The sequence below is a fragment of the Kribbella amoyensis genome, from assembly GCF_007828865.1.
GTDB classification, from domain to species: Bacteria; Actinomycetota; Actinomycetes; order Propionibacteriales; family Kribbellaceae; genus Kribbella; species Kribbella amoyensis.
Genome location: NZ_VIVK01000001.1, coordinates 4,928,166 through 4,940,850 on the forward strand (window position 1 = coordinate 4,928,166; position 12,685 = coordinate 4,940,850).

Annotated in this window: 12 protein-coding genes; 7 read left to right on the forward strand and 5 right to left on the reverse strand. The window is 69.2% G+C overall.

What is annotated here, in order from left to right:
• Positions 1-298 precede the first annotated feature (298 nt).
• Entirely contained in the window at positions 299-577 is a 279-nt protein-coding gene (locus FB561_RS23095) for a hypothetical protein (RefSeq protein WP_145810108.1), read from the reverse strand.
• Between FB561_RS23095 and FB561_RS23100 the strand changes: the two genes are divergently transcribed.
• From FB561_RS23100 to FB561_RS23115, 4 genes are read left to right on the forward strand one after another with little or no spacing between them, the layout of a single operon-like run.
• Positions 576-1,028 carry a TraR/DksA family transcriptional regulator gene (locus FB561_RS23100; RefSeq protein ID WP_145810110.1) on the forward strand — a complete coding sequence of 151 codons (453 nt, stop codon included), beginning with the start codon at positions 576-578 and terminating at the stop codon, positions 1,026-1,028. The two genes, FB561_RS23095 and FB561_RS23100, sit on opposite strands and share 2 nt — an antisense overlap.
• A complete protein-coding gene (lspA, locus tag FB561_RS23105) occupies positions 1,001-1,777 on the forward strand; it encodes a signal peptidase II (protein ID WP_145810113.1) in 777 nt (258 codons plus the stop codon). Before FB561_RS23100 ends, lspA begins: the two co-directional genes overlap by 28 nt.
• Positions 1,778-1,797: 20 nt before the next feature.
• The gene (locus tag FB561_RS23110; protein WP_145813292.1) at positions 1,798-2,706 is read left to right on the forward strand and encodes an RluA family pseudouridine synthase; all 909 of its coding nucleotides are present in this window, start codon (positions 1,798-1,800) and stop codon (positions 2,704-2,706) included.
• Entirely contained in the window at positions 2,703-3,326 is a 624-nt protein-coding gene (locus tag FB561_RS23115; RefSeq protein ID WP_145810115.1) for a Type 1 glutamine amidotransferase-like domain-containing protein, read from the forward strand. The genes FB561_RS23110 and FB561_RS23115 overlap by 4 nt, the downstream gene beginning before the upstream one ends.
• A gap of 4 nt (positions 3,327-3,330) precedes the next feature.
• Here the strand turns inward: FB561_RS23115 and FB561_RS23120 are convergent, their stop codons facing one another.
• Together FB561_RS23120 and FB561_RS23125 are read right to left on the reverse strand one after the other, a co-directional pair.
• The gene (locus FB561_RS23120) at positions 3,331-3,780 is read right to left on the reverse strand and encodes a MarR family winged helix-turn-helix transcriptional regulator (protein ID WP_238334994.1); all 450 of its coding nucleotides are present in this window, start codon (positions 3,778-3,780) and stop codon (positions 3,331-3,333) included.
• Positions 3,781-3,797: 17 nt separating this feature from the next.
• Entirely contained in the window at positions 3,798-4,421 is a 624-nt protein-coding gene (locus FB561_RS23125; RefSeq protein WP_145810119.1) for a DJ-1/PfpI family protein, read from the reverse strand.
• Between the two features lie 178 nt (positions 4,422-4,599).
• Between FB561_RS23125 and dnaE the strand changes: the two genes are divergently transcribed.
• The 3 genes from dnaE to FB561_RS23140 are packed head-to-tail and all read left to right on the forward strand — an operon-like array spanning position 4,600 to position 10,709.
• Entirely contained in the window at positions 4,600-8,172 is a 3,573-nt protein-coding gene (gene dnaE / locus FB561_RS23130; RefSeq protein ID WP_145810121.1) for a DNA polymerase III subunit alpha, read from the forward strand.
• A 46-nt stretch (positions 8,173-8,218) separates the two neighbouring features.
• A complete protein-coding gene (locus FB561_RS23135) occupies positions 8,219-8,833 on the forward strand; it encodes a hypothetical protein (RefSeq protein WP_145810123.1) in 615 nt (204 codons plus the stop codon).
• Between the two features lie 49 nt (positions 8,834-8,882).
• Entirely contained in the window at positions 8,883-10,709 is a 1,827-nt protein-coding gene (locus tag FB561_RS23140) for a DUF3352 domain-containing protein (protein WP_145810125.1), read from the forward strand.
• On the opposite strand, the gene FB561_RS23145 is transcribed toward FB561_RS23140, so the two are convergent.
• Together FB561_RS23145 and FB561_RS23150 are read right to left on the reverse strand one after the other, a co-directional pair.
• Positions 10,702-11,487, reverse strand: a complete 786-nt coding sequence (locus FB561_RS23145; RefSeq protein WP_145810127.1) for an alpha/beta fold hydrolase — start codon at positions 11,485-11,487, stop codon at positions 10,702-10,704. The genes FB561_RS23140 and FB561_RS23145 overlap by 8 nt on opposite strands.
• Positions 11,478-12,680, reverse strand: a complete 1,203-nt coding sequence (locus FB561_RS23150) for an MFS transporter (protein WP_145810129.1) — start codon at positions 12,678-12,680, stop codon at positions 11,478-11,480. Before FB561_RS23150 ends, FB561_RS23145 begins: the two co-directional genes overlap by 10 nt.
• Positions 12,681-12,685: the final 5 nt, after the last annotated feature.

Here is a 12,685-nt window from a genome sequence, read left to right on the forward strand (position 1 = left end):
TGATGGCCCCATCACTGCCTTGCGGTGGCACTCGCAGTGTACGACCGTGGCCCAGGCAACTACGAATCGTTAATGGGTGGCCGGCGGCCGCTGACCGGACAAGAATGCTCCCGGTGTGCTCTTCGGGGTTCGCGCTTTGGCGGTTACCCTGGTGCACGGTGCCAGCGGCCGGGGACGAACTGGCGCAACTGGAGGGGGAGAAAGCGCACTCGGGGTGACGCCGAAGCGTTGGGTCGGCGGAACCGGTCCGAGATCCGGCTGTGACGCGCCGATGATCGAGCGGGCCCGCACGATGCGACTACCGTATGTCCACGGTCTGCGCGTCGGCTGGCACGTAGGCGCCACGTGGCCTACTGTCTTGCGACCAGTCCGCTTCAGTCTCCGACGAAGGCAGGGGGTAGTCGAGCATGGCTACATCGGCGAAGAAGTCCGCCCCCAAACGAAGTGCCGCGGCCGAGAAGAGCGCCGCGAAAACCACCGAGCCGGCCAAGACACCGACGAAGAAGACGCCGGCGACCAAAGCCCCGGCCAAGAAATCCCCTGCCAAGCAAGCAGCTTCGACGAAGAGGGTGGCCATGAAGACGAACGAGAACAGGACCCCGGCAACGGCGCCGGCCAAGTCGCCCAAGAAAGCCGAGGCCCTGAGCGTCCGGGAGGGCGAGAGCCCGTGGACCCCGGTCGAGCTCGAGGAACTGCGCGGTGAGCTCGAGGCCGACGTGGTGCACCTCAAGGAGGAGATCCGCGACGCCGAGCTGGAGATCGTCGGGTTGCTCCGCGACGGTGGCGACGGGGCCGGCAACGACCAGGCCGACGTCGGCTCGACCACGCTCGAGCGGGACCACGAGATGTCGCTGGCGAACAACGCCCGGGACATGCTGGACCAGATCGAGCGGGCGCTGGCCCGGATCGACGACGGCACCTACGGCATCTGTGAGAGCTGCGGCAAGGCGATCGGCAAGGGGCGGTTGCAGGCGTTCCCGCGTGCGACACTGTGCGTGTCATGCAAAGAACGCGAAGAACGCCGCTGAGCGACTCCGACTCGACCCGCCAGCCAGCCGAAGAGCAGACGGAACCGGCCGACCCCACGTCGGCCGGTTCGTCGTCGTCTCCGGACCCCACTTCGGCAGCGGCGGCCACGCCTGCCGCCGAAGCGGGGGAGAGCCACCCGGACGACGCCGACCTGACGGAGCCCACCACCGCTGACGCGGCCACGGACGACGCCGCGAAGGACCCAGACGCTTCCGATGACGGAGCGTCGGCCGGGGGCGTGGCTCCTGGCGGCCGGTCCTGGCGGTTGACGGCGGTGTTCGCCGTGGTCGGGCTGGTGGTGCTCGGGCTGGACCAGTTGACCAAGGTCCTGGCGCTGCATCACCTCACGCCGGGCGAGCCGGTCGACGTGATCGGTACCTTCCTGCGGTTCAACCTGATCCGGAATCCGGGCGCCGCGTTCAGCCTCGGGTCGGACTTCACCCCGGTGATCAGCACGATCCAGATCGTCGTCGCGGTGGCGGTGATCTGGTTCTCCCGCCGGCTCGGGTCGCTCGGCTGGGCGGTCGCGTTCGGCTTCCTGTTCGGCGGTGCCGTCGGCAACATCACCGACCGGGTGTTCCGCGAGCCGTCGCCGTTCCACGGGCACGTGGTCGACTTCCTCCAGCTGCCGCACTGGGCGATCTTCAACATCGCCGACATGGCCGTCACCTCGGCCGCGATCCTGCTGATCGTCCAGACCTTGCGCGGGATCCGCCTGGACGGTACCCGGGAAGTGGCGAAGAAGTGAGCGGTGACTCCCGCACGGTGATGGTGCCGGACGGCCTGGCCGGCGAACGCCTGGACGCGGCACTGTCCCGGCTCTTCGGGGTCTCCCGGACGAAGGCGGCCGAGCTGATCGAGTCCGGTCTGGTCCAGGTGGACGGATCCCCGGCGCCCAAGTCGTCCCGGGTCGCGGCCGGGGTGATGCTCGACGTCGAGCTGCCGCCGCCGCCCGCCGAGGTCACCGTTGTCCCCGAGACCGTCGAGAACCTGCGGATCGTCCACGACGACGACGAGATCGTGGTGGTCGACAAGCCGGTCGGCGTCGCCGCGCACCCGTCCCCGGGCTGGACCGGCCCGACCGTGATCGGCCACCTGGCCGGCGCCGGGTTCGCGATCTCCACCAGCGGCGCCGCCGAACGCAAGGGCATCGTGCACCGCCTGGACGTCGGCACCTCCGGGCTGATGGTGGTCGCCAAGACGGAGTACAGCTACACCGTGCTGAAGCGGGCCTTCAAGGAGCGCACGGTGAAGAAGATCTACCACGCGCTGGTGCAGGGTCACCCGGACCCGTTCACCGGCACCGTGGACGCGCCGATCGACCGGCATCCGCACCACGACTACAAGTTCGGCGTCGTGGCCGGCGGCAAGCCGAGCGTGACGCACTACGAGACGCTCGAGGCGTTCCGGTTCGCGACGCTGCTCGAGATCACCCTGGAGACCGGCCGCACGCACCAGATCCGCGTGCACATGTCCGCGATCGGCCACCCGTGCTGCGGCGACCTGACCTACGGTGCGGACCCGGTCCTGGCCGAACGTCTCCAGCTGGGCCGGCAGTGGCTGCACGCGATGCGGCTCGGCTTCACCCACCCCGGCTCCGGCGAGTACGTCGAGTTCACCTCGGAGTACCCCGAGGACCTCGACCAGGCCCTCGACCGTCTCGTCGACGCGCAGTGAAGCTGTACCTGTCGTCGTTCCGGCTCGGCGACCACCCGGAGCACCTGGTCGCGTTGCTGCCGCCGGCTGCCCGGATCGCGGTGATCTGCAACGCGCTCGACAGCGAGGACGCCGTACTGCGGGCCGAGAAGGTCACCGCCGAGCTCGAGTGGCTCACCGACCTCGGTCTCCGGCCCGAGGGGGTCGACCTGCGTGAATGCTCACCGGAGGACGTAGCCGCCCGGCTCACGCAGTACGACGGGCTCTGGGTGCGCGGCGGAAACGTGTTCGTGCTCCGGGTCGCCCTGGCGCGCAGCGGGGCCGACAAGGTGCTGCCCGAGCTGATCAGGTCGGAGCAGCTCGTTTACGCGGGGTACAGCGCGGGTCCGTGTGTCCTTGCGCCGAGCCTGCGGGGCCTGGAGTTGTGCGACGACGTCACCGCGGTGGACGGTGAGCCGATCTGGGACGGGCTCGGCCTGCTCGACGAGGCGATCGTGCCGCACCTCGACTCACCCGGGCATCCCGAGACGGAGCTGGTGGAGAAGGTGCGAGCTTCGTACGAGCGGACCGGCGTGCCGTATCTGCCGATGCGGGACGGGCAGGCGTACGTCGTCGACGGGGATCGGCGCGAGCTGGTCTGACCAGTCAGGGCTGTTTGGCCAAGGTGTCGAGCGCCTTCGACAGGAGGGTGAGCGCCTCGACGGCCCGGGCGAACTCCTCCTGGCCGAGCAGGTTGCTCAACCGCTTCGCCTGCCGGGCGTGGTCCGGGCTGATCGCCCGGACGGCGGCCAGCCCGTCGGTGGTGACGGCGACCAGCTTCGCCCGTTTGTGGGCCGGGTTGTCCCGGTACTCCGCGAGGCCGCGCTCGACCAGGACGTCCGCGGTGCGCTGGACGGCCTGGCGGGTGATGCCCATCTCGCGCGCGATCGCGGACACCGGCAACGGGGTCTGCAGGACGGCGCCGAGGACCTGCCACCAGGTGGCGGTGAGTCCGGCCGGGCGGGCCAGTCCCTCGGCGACCTCGAGGAACTGGCCGTTGAGCTTGAACGTGGTCAGCGCCGCCGCACTGAGCAACTCCTGGTCGCGACTCACCACGCTGCCACCTCCGACGGTCAGGCCGACATCAGCTCGTAGAAGCCGGCCGGGTCCTGCCGACCGTACAGCTTGTACCAGGAGTCCAGGACGCCCGGCTCGTAGATGCCCAGCTCGGCGAAGATCGCCCGGGCGAACTCGATCGGTGCCTGTGCCGCACCGGTGATCAGGCCGCGATCGTTCACGGCCGGCTCGTCGCGGTACAGGTGCGCCCCGCCGTACCCGAGCCCGTTGAGGAACTCGGCCGCGTTGCTGGTGTGCTCGTGGTCGTCCAGCAACCCGGCCAGTGCGAGCCCGCCGGTCGCGCCGCAGATCGCCGCCACCGGGACCCCGGCCGCCCGGAACTCGCGGGCCTTGGCCAAATACGGGTGGTACGCCTCGGTCGCGAACAACTCGTTGCCGGGCAGGATCAGCATCGCGCTGTCGGCCGGAGTGAGGGCGTCGAGGGTGAGGTCGGGCAGGACCCGCAGTCCGCCCATCGTCGTGACGGGCGCGTCGGTCGCACCGACCGTGCGGATGGCGAACCGGCCCGGCGTGCGGTGCCAGGCGGGGCTGTTGACGTGGGCGGTGACGAACCCGATCTCCCAGTCGGCGAGAGTGTCGTAGACGGCGACGTGGACGGTGCGAAGGGTGTTCTCGGTCATGACAACACCTTGTCATTTTGACAAGGTGTTGTCAATCCTTGTGAGGCACACCGCCCGGATATCGGGCGTTTCGGGGGCCGGTCGGCAGGTGCCCGGAGGGTTGGTCGGGAACTGTCCGAGGGCCCGCATAAGCTGATCTCCGTCCCGCTCATCCGCGCCCTGGGAGGTCTGCGTAGACATGGCGTCAGCCGACAGCTTCGTGCACCTGCACGTACACACCGAGTTCTCGATGCTGGACGGCGCCGCCAAGAACAGCAAGCTGTTCACCGAGGTCGAGCGGCTGGGCATGCCGGCCGTCGCGATGAGCGACCACGGCAACATGTTCGGCGCCTACGAGTTCTTCCAGACCGCGAAGCAGAGCAGCGTCAAGCCGATCATCGGGATCGAGGCGTACCTGGCGCCGGCGTCGAGGTTCCACAAGAAGCAGGTGTTCTGGGCCGACACCCGCACCAAGACCCAGGACGACGGCGGCGAGGGCGGCAAGGACGTCTCCGGTGGTGGCCGGTTCACCCACATGACGATGTGGGCGGAGAACGTCCAGGGCCTGCGGAACCTGTACCGGTTGTCGTCGCTGGCCTCCTACGAGGGGTACTACGGCAAGCCGCGGATGGACCGGGAGCTGATCGCCGAGCACGCCGCGGGCATCATCGCGACCACCGGCTGCCCGTCCGGCGAGGTGCAGACCCGGCTGCGGCTCGGTCAGTTCGACGAGGCGATCAAGGCCGCGTCGGACTACCAGGACATGTTCGGCAAGGACAACTATTTCCTCGAGCTGATGGACCACGGGCTCGACATCGAGCGCAACGTCCGGGCCGACCTGCTGAAGATCGCCCAGCAGCTGGACATCCCGCTGCTGGCGACCAACGACTCGCACTACGTCACCGAGGACCAGTCCGACGCGCACGACTCGCTGCTGTGTGTCGGCGTGGGCCGGAACAAGGACGACCCCAACCGGTTCCGCTTCAACGGCTCCGGCTACTTCATCAAGACCGCGGACCAGATGCGGCAGCTGTTCTCCGAGCTGCCCGAGGCCTGCGACAACACGCTGCTGATCGCCGAGCGGGTCGGCGACTACTCCGAGGCCTTCGACTACGTCGACCGGATGCCGCAGTTCGACGTGCCCGAGGGCGAGACCCAGTCGTCCTGGCTGCGCAAGGAGACCGAGAAGGGGATCCTGCTCCGCTACGGCCCGAACCCGAGCCAGGAGGTGCTCGACCGGGTCGAGAAGGAGTTCAGCGTCATTTCGCCGATGGGCTTCGACTCCTACTTCCTCGTCGTCGCCGACATCTGCCGCTACGCCCGCGAGAACGGCATCCCGATCGGCCCCGGCCGTGGTTCGGCGACCGGCTCGATCATCGCGTACGCGATCCGCATCACCGAGCTCTGCCCGCTGGAGCACGGCCTGCTGTTCGAGCGGTTCCTGAACCCGGAGCGGATCAGCCCGCCCGATGTCGACCTCGACTTCGACGACCGCCAGCGCGACCGGATGGTCCGCTACGTCACCGAGAAGTACGGCGCCGCGTACACGGCCCAGGTGAACACCTTCAGCACCATCAAGGCCAAGGCGGCCGTCAAGGACGCCTCCCGCATCCTCGGGTACCCGTTCGCCGTCGGCGACAAGATCACCAAGGCGATGCCGCCGGACGTGATGGGCAAGGGCATGCCGCTGACCGGCATGTTCGACAGCGCGCACCCGCGGTTCGGCGAGGCCGGCGAGATCCGGTCGCTGTACGAGACCGATCCCGACGTGCACAAGGTGATCGACACCGCGAAGGGCATCGAGGGCCTGATCCGCGGCACCGGTGTGCACGCCGCGGCCGTGATCCTGTCCTCGACGCCGCTGCTCGACCTGATCCCGCTGCACCGACGGGACAAGGACGGCACCATCATCACCGGGTTCGACTATCCGTCCTGCGAGGCCATGGGCCTGGTCAAGATGGACTTCCTCGGCCTGCGCAACCTCGGTGTCATCGACCACGCCCTCAAGGTGGTCAAGGAGAACCGCGGCACCGAGCTGACCACCGAGAACATCCCGCTCGACGACGAGACCACCTTCCGGCTCCTCGGCCGCGGCGACACCCTGGGCGTGTTCCAGCTCGACGGCACCGCGATGCGGAACCTGCTGAAGCTGATGGAGCCGACCCGGTTCGAGGACATCGCCGCGGTGCTGGCGCTGTACCGGCCGGGTCCGATGGCGGCGAACGCGCACATCAACTACGCCGAGCGCAAGAACGGCCGGCAGGTCATCACCCCGATCCACCCCGAGCTGGAGAAGGCGCTCGAGCCGATCCTCGGGACCACGTACCACCTGCTGGTGTACCAGGAGCAGATCATGGCGGTCAGCCGCGAGCTGGCCGGGTACAGCCTGGGTGGCGCGGACATCCTGCGCCGGGCGATGGGCAAGAAGAAGAAGGAAGTCCTGGAGGCGTCGTTCGCCGAGTTCCAGGAAGGCATGCGCGGCAACGGGTACTCCGACGAGGCGATCCAGGCGCTCTGGGACGTCATGCTCCCGTTCTCCGGGTACGCGTTCAACAAGTCCCACACCGCCGGGTACGGACTGGTCTCGTACTGGACCGCCTACCTGAAGGCGAACTACCCGGCCGAGTACATGGCCGCGCTGCTCACCTCGGTCGACGACGACAAGACCAAGATGGGCGTGTACCTCGCCGACGCCCGCCGGCTGCAGATCAAGGTGCTCCCGCCGGACATCAACGAGTCGATCGCCGACTTCACCGCGATCGGCAACGACGTCCGGTTCGGCCTCAAGGCGATCCGCAACGTCGGGGCGAACGTGATCGAGTCGCTGGTGGCGACCCGGGAGGCGAAGGGCAAGTTCACCTCGTTCTCCGACTTCCTCGCCAAGGTGGAGCTGACGGTCTGCAACAAGCGGGTGATCGAGTCGCTGATCAAGGCCGGCGCGTTCGACTCGCTCGGGCACCGCCGGTCCGCGCTGATCGCTTGCCATGAGCAAGCGGTCGACGCGGTGGTCGAGGTCAAGCGGGCCGAGCAGTACGGCCAGTACGACCTGTTCGCGTCGATGGACGAGCCGGAGGCCGCGGGCGACGACGCCGACCAGTTCGGCGTGGACATCGACGAGACGATCGCGGAGTGGAACCGCAAGTTCCTGCTCGCCCAGGAGCGGGACATGCTCGGGCTGTACGTGTCCGCGCACCCGCTCGACGGCGCCCAGCCGATTCTGGAGCGCAACCGCGACGTCCGGCTGATCGACCTGATCGACGGCGACCGGACCGAGGGCGAGGTCCGGGTCGCGGGGATGATCACCAAGGTCGACCGCCGGGTGAACAAGCGCGGCGACACCTGGGCGATCGTGACGATCGAGGACCACGACACCGGGATCGACATCCTGTTCTTCCCGTCGTCGTACCTGGCCGTCTCGATGGAGCTGATGGAGGACGCCGTCATCTCGGTCCGCGGCCGGCTGAACGAGCGGGACGGCTCGCTGAACATCTACGGTCAGGAGCTGGCCCCGCTCGACATCTCGAGCGTGGAGAACTCGCAGTATCCGCCGATCGTCGTCACCATGCGCCCGACCCAGGTGGTGCCGAACCTGGTCTCCGAGATCAAGGAGATCCTGCAGGCGCACGAAGGGGACCGGCCGGTCCAGATCCACCTGCGGCAGCGCGGCGGCGGCGTGCTCAAGTTCGCCCTGCCGGGCTGGAAGGTCGACGGCGGCAGCTCCTTCATGGCCGACATGAAGCAGCTGCTCGGCCCGTCCGCCCTGCAGAGCTGACCGGGTCGTTGGGGAGGAATTGGTGGGGATGAGTCACACTGGCGAGGTGAGTCAGCCAGTGCAACCGGGTCCGTACACTCCGCAGTCGTTCGGAGCGGCGTACGGGGCGCCGCCCCCGTCCGCGCCGAGCCTGCCGTGGAGCAAGGCGATCGGGGTCACGCTGGCCGTGTTCCTGGTCGCCGGCGCGATCGCGGGCTGGGCCTGGCAGCAGTTCGCCCCGCTCGCGCAGTACACCGTCGACGAGAACGGCGGCTCCCTCGGCGAAGAGCAGATGACCCGGGTGTTCGGGCCGGACGGCACCTTCGTCGCGATCGGGTTCCTGACCGCGTTGGTGCTCGGCGCCGCGCTGTTCTGGTGGTTGCGCGACTACGGCCCGTGGGCGGTCGGGATCGTCGTCCTCGGTGCCGCGCTCGGCTCGGGTGTGGCCTGGGGCGTCGGCATGCTGCTCGGCCACGACCCGCTGGAGCCCCGGCTGGAGGCGGCGAAACCGGGCGACCTGCTTCCGGCACCGCTCGAGCTGCACACCTGGACGCCGCTGGCCGCCTGGCTGGTCGGCGCCGCGCTGGCGACTGCCCTGATCGCGGCCACCACCTGGCGGGCCGAACCAGTTGCAACCACATCGGTATCGGGCGCGTCAGAAACCTCGCCGCAGGTGAAATAGCCTGATCGGGCCCGGTGGGTGAGGCCACCGGACGACGCGAGGGGGCTTGATGTCCGACAACACCACCCCGCCGGTCAACCCGCACCATCCCGGTGCGGCCGGTGGTCCGCAGCCCGGCCCGTACGGTCAGGGTGCACCCAGCAACCAATCCGGTGCACAGGGCAACCAAAGCCCGTACACCGGTCAGCAGCCGTACCAGGGTCAGCAGCCGTACCAGGGTCAGCAGTCCGGGCCGTACCAGCCGGGTCCGCAGCAGGGTGGTCCCCAGGGTCCGCAGCAAGGGCAGCCGCAGTACGGACAGAACCAGCAGTACGGCCAGCAGTACGGCCAGCAGTACGGTCAGTACGAGCAGCAGCAGTTCGGGCCGCAGGGGCAGGGTGGTGGGCAGCCGCCGTTCGGACCCGGGTACCCGCAGGCCCAGCAGTGGCAGCCGGAGCCGAAGAAGAAGCGCGGCAAGCTGATCCCGCTGGTCGCGATCGTCGCCGTACTCGCCGTGATCGGCGGCGGCGCCGTGTTCGCGTACGCGCGGCTGAACGGTGGTGGCGAGCAGCCGGCCGCGGTCCTGCCGGGCAACGCGATCGCGTACTCGCGGATCGACCTGAACCCGTCGGCCGGGCAGCGGGTGGCCGCGCTCCGGTTCCTGATGAAGTTCCCCTCCGCCAAGGAGAAGATCGGGCTCAGCAGCGACGACGACGACCTGCGGCAGAAGCTGTTCGAGCTGATCAAGAAGGAAGCCGGCGACGACCTGGCCGACGTCGACTTCGAGCAGGACGTCAAGCCGTGGCTCGGTGACCGGGCCGGGGTGGCCGCGGTCCCGGCGAGCGACGGCGGGAAGTCGCCGGACGCGATCGTTGCGGTCCAGGTGACCAACGAGGGCAAGGCCAACGAGGGCCTGGACAAGCTGTTCGCCAAGGAGGACGACAAGCCCGGCCGCGCGTTCACCGAGGGGTACGTGCTGCTCGGTGAGGACCAGCAGGTCGTCGACGCCGCCGTGGCCGCGAGCAAGGACAACCCGCTGGCGAAGAACCCGACCTTCGAGGCGGACATGAACGCGCTCGGCGAGCAGGGGTTCGCCTCGGTGTGGGCCGATATGAAGGGCCTGGCCGCGGTCGGCGGTCGCTCGCTCAGCGACGAGCAGCGGTCCGCCCTGCCGAACGGCAGCATGGCCGCCGCGCTCCGGTTCGACGCTTCGTACGTCGAGCTGAAGGGCATCGTGCACAGCGACCAGAGCGTCAAGGTGAACTCGTCCGACGCCGGTGACCTGATCTCGCAGCTGCCGGACACGACCGCCGGTGCGATCGCGCTGTCCGACGGCGAGAACCTGCTCAACACCGTCTGGACCCAGCTGGAGAAGTCGGCCGGCGGGAACCTGAAGGAGCTGACCTCGGACTTCACCGAGGAGTACGGGCTGGCGCTGCCGGACGACCTCAAGCCGCTGCTCGGCCGCAACCTCGCGGTCGCGGTGGACAAGAACAGCTCCGACGGCCCGAAGATCGCGGCCCGGATGGAGACCGACCCGGCGAAGGCGAGCGAGACCGTCGCCAAGGTGATGTCCGCGATCCGCGCCAAGACCGGGACGAACATCCCGATCGAGCAGGCGAAGGACGACGACACGCTGGTGATCGCGACCGACCAGAGCTACGCCGAGCAGGTGCTGAAGGGCGGCACCCTCGGCCAGTCCGAGAACTTCAAGCAGGCGGTGCCGGACCCCAAGGGCGCCGTGATGGTCGGCTACGTCGACTTCGAGGCGGCGTCCGGCCTGAGCAACGACCTGCGCGACAACAAGGACGCGGCCGCGCTCCGGTCCGGCGGCTTCTCGGTCCGGACCACCGACGACGGCAAGGCGGACTTCACCCTCCGCGTGGTCGTCAAGTAGTCCGCACAGCAGCGAGGAAGGCCCGGACGGCAGCGACATAGCCGTCCGGGTCTTCTCTGTGGATCCAGTGCCCGCAGTCGAGCGTGACCAGCTCGGTCCCCGGCCGCCGGGCCACCATCTCCGCCGCCTGGCCGGAGCTCAGCAGGAAGCTCTTGCTTGCTCGAAGCAACAGAAGAGGCCGCGGAACGGCGACCCAGTCGTCCCACCACGCTCCCGTGTTGCCGCGTTGGACGGCCATCAACTCGTCGAGGTCGTACAGCAACTCCCACCGGCCGCCCCGCTCCACGACACTCTCCAGGAAGTACCCCGGCGCCGGCGTCATCGCGAAGAACTCCACCGCCTCCTGGTACGTCGAGAAGCTCCGTGGCCACCTGGTCACGTCGAGCACCGGCTGCTCCACCTCGGGGACGTCGGTCACCGCGCCCACGTCCTCGACCACGACCGCACGGACCAACTCCGGCCGTCGTGCCGCCAACTGGTACGCGGTCACCCCGCCGAGCGAATGACCGAGTAGCAGCACCGGCGCCAACTCCAACGCCTCGACGAACCCGGCCGCGTCGGCCACGAACTCGTCCCGGCCGAACGGCCCACCACCCTCGGACAGCCCGTGTCCGCGCAGATCCGGCGCGATCACCCGGTACTCCGGGGCCAGCAGTTCGGCGATCCGGGCGAACGTCGTCCCCCGACCGAAGGACCCGTGCAGGGCGAGTACCGGGGTCCCGGAACCACCGGAGTCCTCGTAGTGGAACCGTCTGTTGTGCAAGGCAATCACTGGCATGCGTCCACCCTCTCCGACCCGGCGGCCGGCTGGGTACTCCTGACAGGGACACGCACCGCCAGGATCGTGCTGACCACGACCGCGATCGTGGCGAGCACCAGACTCACCCGGAATCCGGTCAGGAAGGATCCGGCTCCGAGCAGGACGCCGAACAGCGCGGCCGAGATCCCACTGCCGACCTGGCGACTCGCGTTGAGCAGGCCCGCCCCGAACCCGCTGCGCTCGGCCGGTACGCCGGTGAGCATCACCGTCGTCATCGCCGGAGCCACCAGGCCGGCCCCGATCCCGATCGGCAGCAGCCACGTGATCACGACCCACAGCGCGACCTCGTGGCCGACCGTGCACAGCCCGACCAGGCCGACGGCCATCAGGGTCTGACCGACGACCAGGATCCGCCGGGTCCCGAACGAGCCGGCCAGCAGGTTGGCGGGGATGATCAGCAGCGTCATCGGGACGAAGACGAGGCCGGTGATCCAGGCCGACCGGCCGAGCTCGTTCTGCAGGAACAACGTGACCACGAAGATCGCGCCGTACGAGCTGAAGTTCACCGCGAACCCGGTGACCGTGCTGACCACCAACGTCGGCCGGTGGGACCGGGTCGAACCACGGGCAGCCGGCGCCCGGCGTACAGGGGAGAGGGGCAGCGCGAAAGCCAAAGCGAGCAGGGCGAGCGGGACGGTGAGCCAGAAGGTGCCCTGCCACCCGAGCGTCGTCGTGATCGCGCCGCCGACGGGTGAGCCGACGACCAGGGCGACCGCGCCGGCCGCGGCCCAGTGACCGATCGCCTTGGCCCGGCGGACCGGATCGGGGAGGGCCGTGTTCAGCAGGGCCAGCCCGGACGGCAGGATCGCGGCCGCGGCCAGGCCCTGGATCGCCCGGGCGGCGAGCAGGAAGGCGAGGTCGTCGGCCAGCGCGCACGCCGCCGAGGTGGTCGCGAAGACGCTGGTCCCGAGGAGGAACGCGCGGCGGGCGCCGATCCGGTCCGACCAGGATCCGGCGGGGAGCAGCGCGAGGGCGAAGACGAGCGAGTACCCGGTCAGTACCCAGGCGAGCCGCGGTCCGCCACCGACGTCCCGGCCGATGGTGGGCAGCGCGGTGGTCACCATCGAGGCGTTCAGGGTGATCAGGAAGAACGACAGACAGGCCGCGGGCAACGCTGTGACCGCGGACAACGCGGGGATGCGGGAGGGCATACCGA

Bases quoted from the DNA above. Each gene is read 5' to 3' on its own strand.
- FB561_RS23150 (WP_145810129.1), bottom strand. From the start codon at position 12,680: ATGCCCTCCCGCATCCCCGCGTTGTCCGCGGTCACAGCGTTGCCCGCG.
- FB561_RS23125 (WP_145810119.1), bottom strand. From the start codon at position 4,421: ATGACCGAGAACACCCTTCGCACCGTCCACGTCGCCGTCTACGACACT.
- FB561_RS23140 (WP_145810125.1), top strand. From the start codon at position 8,883: ATGTCCGACAACACCACCCCGCCGGTCAACCCGCACCATCCCGGTGCG.
- FB561_RS23110 (WP_145813292.1), top strand. From the start codon at position 1,798: ATGGTGCCGGACGGCCTGGCCGGCGAACGCCTGGACGCGGCACTGTCC.
- dnaE (WP_145810121.1), top strand. From the start codon at position 4,600: ATGGCGTCAGCCGACAGCTTCGTGCACCTGCACGTACACACCGAGTTC.
- FB561_RS23095 (WP_145810108.1), bottom strand. From the start codon at position 577: ATGGCCACCCTCTTCGTCGAAGCTGCTTGCTTGGCAGGGGATTTCTTG.
- lspA (WP_145810113.1), top strand. From the start codon at position 1,001: ATGCAAAGAACGCGAAGAACGCCGCTGAGCGACTCCGACTCGACCCGC.
- FB561_RS23145 (WP_145810127.1), bottom strand. From the start codon at position 11,487: ATGCCAGTGATTGCCTTGCACAACAGACGGTTCCACTACGAGGACTCC.
- FB561_RS23100 (WP_145810110.1), top strand. From the start codon at position 576: ATGAAGACGAACGAGAACAGGACCCCGGCAACGGCGCCGGCCAAGTCG.